General features: G+C 73.0%; 10 protein-coding genes and 1 pseudogene. 2 read left to right on the plus strand and 9 right to left on the minus strand.

The window, feature by feature from the left end:
* Window positions 1-2: 2 nt before the first annotated feature.
* The 4 genes and pseudogenes from narJ to ABXS69_RS03090 form a co-directional block, all read right to left on the minus strand.
* On the minus strand, window positions 3-770 hold the full coding sequence (narJ, locus tag ABXS69_RS03075) for a nitrate reductase molybdenum cofactor assembly chaperone (protein WP_366181130.1): 768 nt from the start codon (window positions 768-770) through the stop codon (window positions 3-5).
* Window positions 767-2,452, minus strand: a complete 1,686-nt coding sequence (narH, locus tag ABXS69_RS03080) for a nitrate reductase subunit beta (protein ID WP_366181131.1) — start codon at window positions 2,450-2,452, stop codon at window positions 767-769. Before narH ends, narJ begins: the two co-directional genes overlap by 4 nt.
* Window positions 2,452-6,193 (minus strand): annotated as a pseudogene (locus ABXS69_RS03085) (nitrate reductase subunit alpha). Before ABXS69_RS03085 ends, narH begins: the two are co-directional and overlap by 1 nt.
* A 160-nt stretch (window positions 6,194-6,353) precedes the next feature.
* Window positions 6,354-7,679 carry an MFS transporter gene (locus tag ABXS69_RS03090; RefSeq protein WP_366181132.1) on the minus strand — a complete coding sequence of 442 codons (1,326 nt, stop codon included), beginning with the start codon at window positions 7,677-7,679 and terminating at the stop codon, window positions 6,354-6,356.
* 404 nt (window positions 7,680-8,083) lie between these two features.
* Between ABXS69_RS03090 and ABXS69_RS03095 the strand changes: the two genes are divergently transcribed.
* Window positions 8,084-8,578, plus strand: coding sequence for a MogA/MoaB family molybdenum cofactor biosynthesis protein (locus ABXS69_RS03095; RefSeq protein WP_366181509.1), 495 nt, complete (start codon window positions 8,084-8,086; stop codon window positions 8,576-8,578).
* Here the strand turns inward: ABXS69_RS03095 and ABXS69_RS03100 are convergent.
* The 3 genes from ABXS69_RS03100 to glp are packed head-to-tail and all read right to left on the minus strand — an operon-like array spanning window position 8,572 to window position 11,118.
* Entirely contained in the window at window positions 8,572-9,258 is a 687-nt protein-coding gene (locus tag ABXS69_RS03100) for an NTP transferase domain-containing protein (RefSeq protein WP_366181133.1), read from the minus strand. The two genes, ABXS69_RS03095 and ABXS69_RS03100, sit on opposite strands and share 7 nt — an antisense overlap.
* Entirely contained in the window at window positions 9,255-9,743 is a 489-nt protein-coding gene (gene moaC, locus ABXS69_RS03105; protein WP_366181134.1) for a cyclic pyranopterin monophosphate synthase MoaC, read from the minus strand. The genes ABXS69_RS03100 and moaC overlap by 4 nt, the downstream gene beginning before the upstream one ends.
* A gap of 13 nt (window positions 9,744-9,756) precedes the next feature.
* On the minus strand, window positions 9,757-11,118 hold the full coding sequence (gene glp, locus ABXS69_RS03110; protein ID WP_366181135.1) for a gephyrin-like molybdotransferase Glp: 1,362 nt from the start codon (window positions 11,116-11,118) through the stop codon (window positions 9,757-9,759).
* 99 nt (window positions 11,119-11,217) lie between these two features.
* Here glp and ABXS69_RS03115 point away from each other — a divergent pair, with 99 nt between their 5' ends.
* The gene (locus ABXS69_RS03115; RefSeq protein ID WP_366181510.1) at window positions 11,218-11,673 is read left to right on the plus strand and encodes a molybdenum cofactor biosynthesis protein MoaE; all 456 of its coding nucleotides are present in this window, start codon (window positions 11,218-11,220) and stop codon (window positions 11,671-11,673) included.
* Between the two features lie 47 nt (window positions 11,674-11,720).
* Here the strand turns inward: ABXS69_RS03115 and ABXS69_RS03120 are convergent, their stop codons facing one another.
* Both ABXS69_RS03120 and moaA read right to left on the minus strand, forming a co-directional pair.
* Window positions 11,721-11,990, minus strand: a complete 270-nt coding sequence (locus ABXS69_RS03120; RefSeq protein WP_366181136.1) for a MoaD/ThiS family protein — start codon at window positions 11,988-11,990, stop codon at window positions 11,721-11,723.
* A gap of 80 nt (window positions 11,991-12,070) precedes the next feature.
* The gene (gene moaA, locus ABXS69_RS03125) at window positions 12,071-13,258 is read right to left on the minus strand and encodes a GTP 3',8-cyclase MoaA (RefSeq protein ID WP_366181137.1); all 1,188 of its coding nucleotides are present in this window, start codon (window positions 13,256-13,258) and stop codon (window positions 12,071-12,073) included.
* Window positions 13,259-13,283 lie beyond the last annotated feature (25 nt).

Raw genomic sequence — 13,283 nt, forward strand, 5'->3', positions numbered from 1 at the left:
GCTCACTCCTGGACTGGGGCGACGCCGAGGACGGCCTCGCTCTGGAACTGCTGGAAGGGGCCCGCGACGGGCATCGAGACGGGCGCGGAGGGGAAGGGCAGGACCTCGGTGACGCCCACGGTCTCCGTGGGAGGTCCGGCCGCTACGAGTCGGCGGATCCGCTCCGCGGTGGCCTCGTCCAGCGGCGCCAGGGTCATGCAGACCGCCTCGACGAGGCCGGCGTAGGGGGAGCCGATGTCCGTCAGGGCGCTGCGCAGGACCTCGATGCCCTCGCGATGCGAGGCGAGAAGGGCGCCGGCGATCTCGTCGCCGTGCTCGGCGCTGCGCGCGGAGAACTCCAGGACCACCGGGAGGTAGTCGGGGAGCTCGTCGCCGGCCATCTCGTAACCGGAGGCGGCCAGGGCCTGCTTGAAGGCCACGAGGGCGGCCCCGCGCTGGCGCGTGTCACCCACCGCGTAATAGGTGAGGTACAGGCAGCAGCGCCGGCGCCGGTCGAAGACGTCCACGTAGTGCTCCGCCAGGGCGCGCTCACCGCGCCGTCGGGCTTCCGACACGAACCCGGCCAGGCGTTCCCGCACGGGACCGGGCACGCCCGCCAGCGCCTCTTCGACGGCGGCCAGGCGCCTGCCCAGCTCCCCCTCGGAGGGGTAGTCCAGGAGGAGTGAGGCGCACATGTGCGCCGCGGCCCGCTGGGAGGCGGTCATCTCGACCGCCTCCACGGGCTCCAGCGCCCTGGGGGAGCGCACGAACAAGGCGCCGGGCGCGCTCATCGACGCGCCTCCCCGAGGCGCTCGACCACGGGGACCGGGCGGGTGTCGTCGTCCTCCATGGGCATGCCGAGGACGGGCATGCCGGGGCGATTCGCCGCGCCCTGGGCGCCCGGCCCCGCCGCGGGCACGGGGGAGCGGCGGATGGTCGGCAGGGGCAGGGCCACGGGGCCGTTGCCCGCCTGACCGTGGAAGCCCGAGGCGTCGGAGTGACAGGCCGACGGCGCGCCGTCGCCCAGCAGCATGCGCACGTCCTCTCCCATGGCCGCCATGCCGCGGGGGATCTCCGGCTTGGCGGTGGGGATGACGTAGCGGTCGTCGTAGCTGGCGATGCCCAGCAGGTCGTACATGCTCCTCAGGGCGTCGCCGGTCATGCCGACGGCGGCGGCGACCTCCTCATCGGGCTCGTCTCCCACGCGGATGTCGCGCATGTAGGAGCGCATGGCGGCCAGGCGCCGCAGGACCCTCTCGACGACGTCGGTGTCGCCCGCTGTGAACAGGCCCGCCAGGTACTCCAGCGGGATGCGCATCTCGGAGACGGCGGTCAGCAGAACCCTGTGGTTCTCCCCGTCCAGGCCCGCGGCCACGGCCTCGTCGACGATCGGCGAGAGCGGCGGGATGTACCAGACCATCGGCAGGGTGCGGTACTCGGGGTGGATCGGCAGGGCCACCTCGTAGGTGGAGATGAGGTCCCACACCGGAGACTGCTGAGCCGCGGTGATCCAGGTCTCCGGGACGCCCTCGGCGCGGGCGCCCCTGATGACCTCCGGGTCATGGGGGTCCAGGAGGATGTCGCGCTGGGCCATGTAGAGGTCACGGGGGTCCTCGACGGCGGCCGCCTGGGAGACGCGGTCGGCGTCGTAGAGGAGGACTCCCAGGTAGCGCAGGCGCCCCACGCAGGTCTCGGAGCACACGGTCGGCATGCCGATCTCCAGGCGCGGGTAGCACAGGGTGCATTTCTCGGCCTTGCCTGAGGCGTGGTTGAAGTAGACCTTCTTGTAGGGGCAGGACGAGACGCACATGCGCCAACCGCGGCAGGCGTCCTGGTCCACCAGCACGATGCCGTCCTCGGCGCGCTTGTACATGGCCCCGCTCGGGCAGGCGGACACGCAGGTGGGGTTGAGGCAGTGCTCGCAGATGCGCGGCAGGTAGAACATGAACGTGCGGTCGATCTCGGTGGAGACGCGCTCGTTCATCCGGGCGAGCACCGGGTCCTCGGCCATGGTCTCCGTGGAGCCGCCCAGGTTGTCGTCCCAGTTGGGTCCCCAGGAGATCGTGGGCATGTACTCGCCGGTCAGCTGGGACTTGGCGCGGGCCACCGGCAGCGCGGGGGAGTCCTTGGGGGCCGACAGGAGCTTGTCGTACTCGTAGGTCCACGGCTCGTAGTAGTCCTCGACCACCGGCATGTCCGGGTTGGCGAAGAGCGTGGCGAGCTTGCGCAGGCGCCCGCCGGAGCGGGGCTTGAGGCGCCCGCCGGGGGTGCGCGTCCAGCCGCCCTTCCAGCGCTCCTGGTCCTCCCAGGCGCGCGGGTACCCGACGCCCGGGCGCGTCTCCACGTTGTTGAACCACATGTACTCGGTGCCCTCGCGGTTCGTCCAGGCCTGCTTGCAGGTCACGGAGCAGGTGTGGCAGCCGATGCACTTGTCCAGGTTCATCACCATGGCGATCTGTGCCATGACCTTCATCAGAACGTCACCTCCTGGTTGGTCCGACGGCGGATCAGGGTGACCTCGTCGCGGTTGTTGCCCGTGGGGCCGATGTAGTTGAACGCGTAGGTGAACTGGCCGTAGCCGCCGGTGAAGTGGCTGGGCTTGAGGATGATGCGGGTGAGCGAGTTGTGCGTCCCCCCGCGCCGCCCCGAGCGCTCGGTCAGCGGGGTGTTCATGGTGCGGTCCTGAGCGTGGTGCATGAGGACCATGCCCTCCGGCACGCGGTGCGAGACATTGGCCCGGGCAGCCACGATGCCGTTGCGGTTGTAGGCCTCCACCCACTCGTTGTCCCGCACCCCGATCTTCGCGGCATCGGCGGGGCTCATCCACACCTGCTGGCCGCCTCGGCCCAGCGTGAGCATGTGGAGGTTGTCGTAGTACTGGGAGTGGATCGACCACTTGTTGTGCGCGGTGATGTAGCGCACCGCCACCTCGACGGCGCCCTCCTCCGAGGGCCCCACGTGGCCCACGGGCTTCTCCCCGTACAGGGCGGTGAGGTCCAGTGGGGGCCGGTACTGGGGGAGGGACTCGCCCATGTCGATCATCCAGTCGTGATCGAGGTAGTAGTGCATGCGGCCGGTGACCGTGTGCCAGGGCTTGTCGTGCTCGACGTTGACGCAGAAGGCGGTGTAACGGCGCCCCCCGTGCTCGGATCCGGACCACTCCGGGGTCGTGATGACGCCGACGGGCGCGTCCTGGGTCTGTCGGAAGGTGACCTGCTTGCCGGCCTCCTCCTGGCTCAGCTCGATGAGATCGGTGCCGGTGCGCTTGGACAGGGTCGCCCAGCCCTGAGTGGCCAGGCGCCCGTTGGTGGCCCCCGACATGTGCATGACGCCGTCGCCGGCGCGGATGGGGGTGTCCACGAGGGGGCGGCCCTCCGCCGCGCCCTCGCCGGTGCCGTGGGCGGCGGCGAGGTCGCCCATCTCCTTGTCCGGGATGAGCATGATGCCCTTGGCGGGGATGCCGACCTTGTCCGCCAGCGGGCCCAGGGCGTTGAACTTGTTGAGGATCTGGGTGTAGTCGCGCTCCACGGGCACGAGCTTGGGCATGGTCACCCCCGGCACCCAGCCCTCGGGCAGCCCCGAGATGTCCCCGTGGGCCATGGTCAGGGCCTCGGGCGTGTCGTGGTTGATGGGCGCGGCGATGACGTCGGTCTGCGTGCCCAGGTGGGTCGGCGCCCACTGGGAGACCATGCGCGCGAGCTGCTGGTAGATGTCGAAGTCGCTGCGGGCCTCCCACGGCGGGTCGATCGCCATGTTGAAGGAGTGGATGAAGGGGTGCATGTCCGTGGTGGACAGGTCGTACTTCTCGTACCACGTGGCCGCGGGAAGGACGATGTCGGAGTGCAGGGTCGTGGAGGTGTTGCGGAAATCCGCGGTCCACATGAGATCGAGCTTGCCCTTGGGCGCCTCGCGCCAGGTGACCGAGGCCGGGCGCAGCTCCTCGGGGGTCTCCTGGGCGCTGACGTCGTTGTCGGCGCCGATCATGTGCCGCAGGAAGAACTCGGTGCCCTTGGCGGATGAGCCGAGCAGGTTGGTGCGCCAGTTGGCCAGGATCCTCGGGAAGTTCTCCGGGGCGTCGGGGTCCTCGCAGGCGAAGCGCAGCTCCCCGCTGGTCAGCTGGGAGACCACGTAGTCGGCCTCGCTCATGCCCGCCTCCTTGGCCTGCTGGCCCAGCAGCAGCGGGGAGCGGTTGAACGTGGGGTAGGAGGGCATCCATCCGCGCTTCATGGCCTCGACCATGACGTCAGTGGTGGTCTTGCCCGCCAGGGTGCCCGGGCCCAGCGGCGAGGCGACGCGCTCGACCCGGGTGGCGTCATAGCGCCACTGGCTGGTGGTCAGGTACCAGAAGCCGGTGGAGATCATGTGGCGCGGGGGGCGCGCCCAGTCCAGGGCGAAGGCCCACTGCTGCCATCCCCCGATGGGGCGGACCTTCTCCTGGCCGACGTAGTGGGCCCATCCGCCGCCGTTGACGCCCTGGGTGCCGCACATGGAGGTCAGCGCGAGGATCGCCCGGTAGATCTCGTCGGCGTGGTAGTAGTGGTTGATGCCCGCGCCCATGATGATCTGGGAGCGGCCACGGGTCTGGGCGGCGTTGGCGGCGAAGTCGCGCGCCGCCCGGATGAGGGCGGGCCCGGAGACGCCGCAGTGCTCGGTGGCCCAGGCGGGAGTGCCGGGGACGGTGGCGTCCTGGTAGTCGACGGGCCACGCCCCCGGAAGCCCCGGGCGCTCGACGGCGTAGTTGGCCAGGAGGATGTCGTAGACGGTGGTCACCAGCGTGCCGTCGGCCAGCCGGGTGGCGGGCACGCCCCGGTGGATGATGCCGCCGCCCACGGTGCCGGTGGGGGTGGCCGAGGCGGGCAGGTCGAAGCGGGGCAGGAGCAGCTCGGTGGGCTCGACCCTCGCGCCGGCGCCCTCCAGCTCCTCGATGCTCATGATCGGGTCGACGCCGTCCATGCGCAGGTTCCAGTGGCCGAGCCCCTCATCGGTGAAGCGGTCGGCCAGGGTGCCGCGCGGGTCGGCCGGGCCGCTGGCGCGGTCCCACACCAGGGGGCGGAACTCGTTCTTCGGCATGCCCTCGGCCACGCCCGGCACCCGGTCCGCGGTGAGGAAGCGCCCGGGGATCATGCCGGTTCCGTCGGGGGCCCGCCGGAAGCTCGACGAGGAAGGGCGCGTCGGTGTGCTTCCTCATGTAGTCCAGGAAGTAGGGGGTGCGCGCCCCCACGTGGAACTCCTTGAGGATGACGTGCCCCATGGCCATCGCGGCGGCGCCGTCGGTGCCGGGGGCCACGCGCAGCCACTGGTCGGCGAACTTCGTGTTGTCGGTGTAGTCGGGGGAGACCGCCACGACCTTCGTGCCGTGGTAGCGGGCCTCGGCCATGAAGTGCGCGTCGGGCGTGCGGGTGAGGGGGATGTTGGAGCCCCACATGATGAGGAAGTCGGAGTTGTACCAGTCGCCGGCCTCGGGCACGTCCGTCTGGTCCCCGAAGACCTGCGGCGAGGCGGGCGGCAGGTCCGCGTACCAGTCGTAGAAGGACAGCATGGCGCCGCCGATGAGCTCGTGGAAGCGGGCGCCCGCCCCGTAGGAGATCATGGACATGGCGGGGATGACCGAGAAGCCGGCGCAGCGGTCCGGCCCCCAGGTCCGGATCGTGTGGACGTAGGCGGCGGCGATGATCTCCATGGCGTCGTCCCAGCCGACTCTGACCATCCCGCCCTTGCCGCGGGCCGACTTGTAGGCCCGGGCGGTCTCGGGGGTGTCGGTGATCTCGGCCCAGGCGGCGACGGCGTCGCCCCCATTGCGCTCCTTGGCGTCGCGGAAGGCGTCGAGCAGGACGGAGCGCACGTAGGGGTAGCGGATGCGCGTGGGGGAGTAGGTGTACCAGGAGAAGGCCGCGCCGCGCGGGCAGCCGCGCGGCTCGTAGTCCGGCATGTCCGCCGGGGTGGCCGGGTAGTTGGTGATCTGCTTCTCCCAGGTGATGACGCCGTCGGTCACGTAGACCTCCCAGGCGCATGATCCGGTGCAGTTCACGCCGTGGGTGGAGTGGACCATCTTGTCGTGGCTCCACCGGTGGCGGTAGAAGGCGTCGGCCTCCCGCCCGCCCTCCAGGAAGAGCCTGCGCGCGTCGTTGGAGGCCTTGCCCCGGCGCAGGTAGGAGCCGAGGCTGTACAGGGGCGCGCCGGGCTCTGCCACCGCCGCCGCATCCTCGGAGATCATCGGGGCGCTCGGCTGGGCGAGGTGCCTCGGGTCTGCTGGACTGGTCATCTGGAGTCCTTCAGTGAGAGTGGGTGGAGTGGTGGGCGGAGGGGCGGTCGGCTCGGCCGCCCGATGCGGCCCCGTCGCCGCGGATGGCTCCGGGCGCCGGGGCCGGTCGTGATCAGCCCGGGCGCTTGGCGTTCGGGCGCGCGTAGCGGATCCAGCAGATGACGGCGCACAGCGCGCAGTAGGCGGCGCAGGAGAAGAAGAAGGCCGAGGCCGGCATGGCGGCCAGCGCCACGCCGACGAGGAAGGGGCCCAGCGAGGCGACGGCGGCGGTGAAGCCGATGGCGCCGCCGGCCTGGCGCTTGGGCATGATCATGGGCATCTGCTTGAAGGTGGCGGCGTTGCCGACGCCCGCGAAGAAGAACATGCCCAGCAGGCCGGCCATGAAGACCTTGAAGTCCCCGGCGGAGTCGATCATGGTCAGCTGCCATCCGCAGAACCCGAGGGTCGCCGCCATGCCGATCGCGGAGACGAAGGTCCAGATGGCCCCTCCGAAGCGGTCGCACAGGGGGCCCCAGGCGAAGCGCAGCAGCGAGCCGATGAAGGTGCCCAGGAAGGCGTAGCTGGCGCCCTTGGGCAGACCGGTGAGCCCGGCGTCGGCCAGGGCGGAGGCGGCGCCGTAGTTGTTGTTGATGATGAGGGCCGTCTGGGCGGCGAATCCGGAGAAGATGCCGAAGGTCATGATGTACAGGATCGTCATGAGCCAGGTGTCGACATTGCCGAAGATGTCCAACTGCTCCTTGATGTTCGCCTTGACCGGCACGTCCTTGAGGTAGGCGAAGGCGAGGAGGGCGGCCAGGACGGACCAGGGCAGGAAGAAGACGGTCGCGTTGACGACCATGGGGGCGCCCTCGGAGTGGCGCTCCACCCAGGTCAGGCCGAACAGGGATGTGGACATGAGCAGGGGCGCGGCGAGCTGGATGATGCCCGCTCCGATGTTGCCCAGTCCGCCCTGGAGGCCCAGGGCCGTGCCCGACAGGCGCTTGGGGAAGAAGAAGCCGGTGGAGGGCATGTAGCCGGAGAACGTGGCGGCGCCGATGCCGCAGGTGAAGGCCAGGCCGAGGAGGACCCCGTAGGAGGTGGAGGGGTTCTGGACGGCGAAGAACCAGCCGAGCATCGGCAGCAGGTACAGCAGGGAGGAGATGCCGATCATCTTGCGCGTGCCGATGGTGGCCGGCAGGAACATGTAGATCAGCCGCAGGAGGCCGCAGGACAGGCCGGGCATCGAGGTCAGCCAGTAGAGCTGGTTCTTGCTCAGCGCGAAGCCGATCTCGTTGAGGCGCGGGGCGATGGCGCTCGGCAGGAACCAGACCGTGAAGCCGAGCATGAGGGAGAAGGTGGTGATGGCCAGGGTGCGCCAGGCGATGGACGAGGACCAGTTCTCGGGCTCCTCGGGGTTCCATCCGGTGAGCGTCCGGCCGGTGGTGTCGAGCGTGGGCAAGATGTCTCCTGGGAGGTGGGTGGCGTCGTCGTCGCCGAGCGCGCATCGTGATCGTTCGCGGCGAATGCGCGCGGCGAGCGGCCCCGCGAGGGGGCGTCCGACCATGATGCCTGAAATATGCAGGAGGAGCCCGGTGTAAAAGGAAAGGCGCTGGCGGAGTGGCGGAAGGGGCGCGCCCTTCGAAGTGGGGCCTCCCCCCTTAAGGTCACGGACGAGTCACTTAATCTCCTCTCCCCCCTCGCGAGACCGGTCGAAAACGGCATCGAGACCGGTCCGGGCGCCGCTACGGTGGGGTCATGAGCACTCCGACGCCCCCATCCTCCGCCACCGGCGTCACCAGCGCCACGACTGGCCCCGCCCCCGCGCCGGGGGACGAGCCCATCGCCCAGAAGCGCCTCGCCCCCATGACCGGCACCGTGCGCGGGGCGGTCATCACCGTCTCCGACCGCTGCGCGAGCGGCTCCCGCCCCGACGAGTCCGGCCCTCTCGCTCAGCGCCTCCTGGCGGATCACGGCGTCGTCGTCGAGACCGTCCGGCTCATCCCCGACGGCGCCCAGGAGGTCCGCGCCGCCATCGAGGAGGCCATCGCCGCCGGCGCCCGCGTCATCCTGACCACCGGCGGCACCGGCGTCACCCCCAGGGACCTCACGCCCGAGGGCACCGCGCCGCTCCTGGTCGCGCGCCTGGAGGGCGTTGAGGCCCAGATCCGCTCCCACGGGCTGACCAAGACGCCGCTCGCGGGCCTGTCCCGGGGCTACGTGGGGGTCACCTCGCGGGGCTCCGACGGCGCCCTCGTCGTCAACGCCCCTGGCTCCAAGGGCGGGGTCAAGGACTCGATCACCGTGGTCGGGCCGCTCATCCCGCATGTGCTGGAGCAGCTCGGCGGCGGGGATCACTGAGGCGGGACCCGCTGAGTCAGGATCCGCGCGGACCAGTGGGGCGGGGCCGTCCGCCCCCGTCCCCGCCAGGCGCGCACCTGCTCCCAGGTATCGAGGTCCGCGGCGGCGTCGGCCGTGCCGGTCACCTCCCTCACGCGCAGAGCCCCCAGCGCCCGGCGCACGGCGACATCCCGCAGTGGCCGGCCCCCCGGCGCCACCGCCCTGCGCAGCGCGAGGGTCCGGTAGGCGCCGAGCAGGTACTGCGCGTGATCCTCGGCCCGGGCGCAGGCGCCGTCCGCCCCCGCTCCGGCCCGCTCCCCCTCAAGCGCCCCCAGGAGCGCGGGCAGGGCGGCCGGGGCCCCGGGTGCGTCACAGGTGAGCACGGCCGTCACGGGCGCGGCCCCGACCGGTCCGCCGCCCTGGGCCAGGGCTGCCAGCCCGGCGGCGATCCCCGCCACCGGCCCTCCCAGCGGCGGGTCCTCCAGGGCCCGCAGCACCCCCTCGGGCAGCGCCACGTCCTCGGGGCAGACGACGACGGTCCGCCCCGGGGGGATCACCCCACTGGCGCGAAGGCCTCCGATCCCCTCCAGGACGTGGTCGAGCAGGCGCCGACCGGCCAGGAGCACATCCGGCTTCGAGACCCCGCCCATGCGGAGGGCGGTCCCTCCCGCGAGGACGACGGCGTCAAGCGCGCCCGTCATTCCGGGCGCGTCCAGTCCCCGCTGCGACCACCGGACTTCGCGGTGACGCGGGCGTCGGTGAGCATGACGTCGCGGTCGACGCCCTTGACCATGTCCACCACCGCCAGGCCGGCCACGGTCACGGCGGTGAGCGCCTCCATCTCCACCCCGGTGCGGTCCGCGGTGCGCGCGGTGGCGCGGATCTCCACGCCCTCGTCGACGATCCTCAGGTCCACGCTCGCCCCGTGCACGCCGATGACGTGCGCCAGCGGCAGCAGCTCGGGGACGCGCTTGGCGGCGGCGATGCCGGCGATGCGCGCCACGGCGAGCACATCGCCCTTAGGGACGGTCCCCGAGCGCAGCGCCTCCACGATCGCGGGCGAGCAGCGCACGGTGGCCGCGGCGCTGGCCGAGCGCGTGGTGGGGGCCTTCCCGGTGACGTCGACCATGCGGGCGGCGCCCGAGGAGTCGAGGTGGGTCAGTCGGATGGGGGAGGGATCGGCCATATCGGGCTCCTTGTCAGTAGGGGCGGGCGGGGGAGGGCGGGGAGGGGAGCGGGATAAGGCCGACGACGTCGCCGGGCCGCGCCCCGGTGGAGCCCTCGTCGACGACGGCGAGCGCCTGGGCGGCGCCGAGCGAGGACACGAGATGCGAGCCCGAGCCGAGGCGGTGGGTGGGCTCCACCCAGGGCAGGGCCGGCCCCGTCCCATCCGGGGGCGCTGGCAACGGCTCGGGCAGGGGGCTCGGCGCGCCGACGACTCGCACGGGGACGTACTGGCGCCGCCCCTTCGGGCCCTTCCACCCGGCGGTGGCCCTGGCGCGCGAAGCGGGGGCCGCCGCGGTGGCGGAGGCCCGCGGGTGGCCGGCGAGGATGGCGAGCGCGGGGGCGACGACGAGCGTGAAGGACACCAGCGCGCTGACCGGGTTTCCCGGCAGGCACAGCAGTGGAACCTCGCGCCCGTCGTCGGCGAGGATGGTGCCGCGGCCCTGCGGCTTGCCCGGCTGCATCGCGACCTTGGCGAAGCTGATCCGCACCCGCGCCCCGGGGCCGGCGGGGCGCGTGGCGAGCATGGTGAGCGGGTCGAAGGCCCCGGCGGACACCCCGCCCGAGGTCACCACGAGATCCGCGCTCTCGGCCGCCTCGACGAGGGCTCGGGCCAGGCCCTCGGCGGTGTCGGCGCTGCGGCGCGCTCCCGCGAGGGCGGCGCCGCGCTCGCGGACGAGGCCTGCCAGCAGCAGGGAGTTCGAGTCCGGGATCGTGCCCGGGGCGAGGACCCGCCCCGGATCGACGAGCTCGGCGCCGGTGGACACGATGGCGACCCTCGGGCGCGGGCGGGCGAGCGCCTCGTCCCGGCCGACCGAGGCGAGCGCGGAGATCGCGGTGGCGCCCAGGAGGGTCCCCGCCCTCATCACCGGGTCCCCCGCGGCGCAGCCCTCCCCGGCCCGCCTCACGTTGAGGCCGATGGCGGGGGCGGCGTGGATCGCGACCCTCCCGGGCAGCGGGCGCGGGCCCGGGGACTGGTCGGTGTCCTCCACCCTCACGACGGCGTCGGCGCCCTCGGGCAGCATCGCGCCGGTCATGATGCGCATCGCGGTGCCCGGGGGCAGGGGCGCCGGAGCGCTGCCCGCCGGGGCGTCGCCCGACACCGGCAGGACGACGGGCGCCTGCTCGGCGGCCCCGGCGGCGTCCTCCGCCCGCAGGGCGTACCCGTCCATCGCCGAGTTCGTCCACGGCGGCACCGGGAGCGCGGCGGTGACGTCCTCGGCCAGGACCAGCCCGTGCGCGTCCTCCAGCCGTACGGGGATGGCGCCGAGCGGGCGCAGGGCGGCCAGGGCCTCGTCGACGTATCGCTCGGGCGGGATCATCGCGGGGCTGGGCATGGCTCCTCCTCGGGGCGCTCAGGCGGGCGGTGTAGGGTCTGGCGCGTCCATCATGCGGTCGAGGAGGGCGGGATGGCGCGCGAGACAGATGACGGCGCTATGCGCGAGGCTACCGGTGCCAAGGGGCACGCGCGCGCGCGGATCGTGCGCGCCGAGATGACAGAGGGCCCCGTGAGCGCCGCCGAGCTGGCGCGCGCCGTCGCCGATCGCGCGGCCGGGGCCGTCGTCACCTTCGACGGGATGGTCCGTGATCACGACGACGGCCGCGCCGTGGAGTCCATCGCCTACTCCGCCCATCCGAGCGCGGGGGAGGTCATCGAGCGGATCGCCGCGGATATCGCGGCGCGACCCGGCCTGCGCGCCCTGGCGATCGCCCATCGCACGGGCGAGCTCACGATCGGGGACGCCGCGCTGGGGGTGGCCGCCAGCGCCGACCACCGCGCCGAGGCCTTCGCCGCCGTGAGCGACGCCGTCGAGGAGGTCAAGCGCCGCCTGCCCGTGTGGAAGAACCAGCGCTTCCCCGACGGCACTGCCGAGTGGAGCAACTGCGCCTGAACGGCGCGCCCGGCCCCGGGAGGGCCAGGGGCGGGCGCGGCCCGGGCTCAGCCCCCGGCGAAGGGCGGCAGGACGTCCACCCGGTCGCCGTCCGCCAGCGGTGCCAGGGAGTCCGCGGGCGTGGACAGGCCGTTGACGAGGAAGGTCGAGATGCCGATGATCCTCGCCATCTCGACGCCTCGCCCCGCCAGCCGCTCGCGCAGGCCCGCGAGCGTGAGCGGGCCGGCGGCCTCCAGGCGCTCTTCGGTTCGGCCGGCGGCCTGGGCGGCGGCGGCGAAGTAGCGCAGCTCGATCACCGCGAGATCCGATGCGGTCATGGTGGTCCTTCCGTGTGACTGAGGGGCGGGGTCCGCGCGACTGAGGGGCGGGGCGCACGGGGCGCTGGGCGGCCGGGGCCTCATCCGCCGATGGCGGACATCGTCCGGCCCGGCCTCTCGAAGCCCGAGGGCAGCGCGCCGGGGTCATCCGAGCCGTGGGCGAGGGGCTTGCGCCACGCGGCGGCGGCCCATAGGCGCATGATGTCCTCATCCGTCGCGCCCGAGCGCAGGGGGGCGCGCAGGTCGGTCTCGGTGGAGGAGAACAGGCAGGTCATGAGACGGCCGTCCGCGGTGATGCGGGCGCGGTCGCAGTTGGCGCAGAACGGCGCGGTCACCGAGGCGATGATCCCCACGCTCCCGGCGGGATGGGCGGCGCCGTCGTACGCACCGGCCGCCACGCGCCACAGCGCGGCGGGGCGGCGGTCCGGGCGCCCGGCCTCCTCCAGCGCGAATCCCGCGCCGGTCAGCGCTAAGAGGATCCGCTCGGCGCCGACGACGTCGTCGGCCCTCCAGGACTCGCGCGGCCCCAGGGGCATGTGCTCGATGAAGCGCAGCTGCCACCCGCGCCGCAGGCACTCGGCGAGCAGGCGGGGGGCCTGGGCGTCGAGCGTGCCCGGCAGGGCGACGGCGTTGACCTTGATGGGCTCCAGGCCCGCGGCCTGGGCGGCGGTGGCGCCGACCAGGGCGTCGTCGAGCCGGTCGCGGCGGGTGAGCCCCGCGTAGGCCTCACGGTCCAGGGCGTCGATGGAGACGTTGACGCGGGCCAGTCCCGCGTCGCGCAGGGCGGCGGCGCGCTTGTCCAACCCGAGCCCGTTGGTGGTCAGCCCGATGTCCGGCACCGCGCCGCCGGGGGTGCGCAGGGAGGCGATGGCGCTGATGATCTCCTCAAGGTCCCGGCGCATGAGCGGCTCCCCGCCGGTGATGCGGATCCGCTCCACCCCCAGGCGGGTGACGGCGATGCGGGCGAGGCGGCTGATCTCGGCGGCGGTGAGCAGGAGGGGGGAGGCGAGCCAGTCCAGTCCCTGCGCGGGCATGCAGTAGGAGCAGCGCAGGTTGCAGCGGTCGGTGATCGACAGGCGCAGGTCCCGCACCACCCGCCCGTAACGGTCGGTCAGGGCGCTCGGTGGAGGGCCCGGCCAGGGGGCCTCCGCGGCGCCGGGCGACTCGGTGCCCGCCCCGCCCGGCCCCGTGGGCGCGACCGCCCGCGGCACCGGCAGGAGCGTCCTGGCGGTGCCGCTACCCGGGGCGCGAGCGGGGGCGGGGGTCATGGGGTCAAGGATACGGATGGCGCTC

The organism is Actinomyces timonensis (assembly GCF_040702965.1).
Lineage (GTDB): Bacteria > Actinomycetota > Actinomycetes > Actinomycetales > Actinomycetaceae > Actinomyces > Actinomyces timonensis_A.

What these genes read in the sequence shown, in the direction of transcription:
- narJ (WP_366181130.1), bottom strand. Translation starts at nt 770, where the DNA reads ATGAGCGCGCCCGGCGCCTTGTTCGTGCGCTCCCCCAGGGCGCTGGAG.
- narH (WP_366181131.1), bottom strand. Translation starts at nt 2,452, where the DNA reads ATGAAGGTCATGGCACAGATCGCCATGGTGATGAACCTGGACAAGTGC.
- ABXS69_RS03095 (WP_366181509.1), top strand. Translation starts at nt 8,084, where the DNA reads ATGACCGGCACCGTGCGCGGGGCGGTCATCACCGTCTCCGACCGCTGC.
- ABXS69_RS03100 (WP_366181133.1), bottom strand. Translation starts at nt 9,258, where the DNA reads ATGACGGGCGCGCTTGACGCCGTCGTCCTCGCGGGAGGGACCGCCCTC.
- moaC (WP_366181134.1), bottom strand. Translation starts at nt 9,743, where the DNA reads ATGGCCGATCCCTCCCCCATCCGACTGACCCACCTCGACTCCTCGGGC.
- glp (WP_366181135.1), bottom strand. Translation starts at nt 11,118, where the DNA reads ATGCCCAGCCCCGCGATGATCCCGCCCGAGCGATACGTCGACGAGGCC.
- ABXS69_RS03115 (WP_366181510.1), top strand. Translation starts at nt 11,218, where the DNA reads ATGCGCGAGGCTACCGGTGCCAAGGGGCACGCGCGCGCGCGGATCGTG.
- ABXS69_RS03120 (WP_366181136.1), bottom strand. Translation starts at nt 11,990, where the DNA reads ATGACCGCATCGGATCTCGCGGTGATCGAGCTGCGCTACTTCGCCGCC.
- moaA (WP_366181137.1), bottom strand. Translation starts at nt 13,258, where the DNA reads ATGACCCCCGCCCCCGCTCGCGCCCCGGGTAGCGGCACCGCCAGGACG.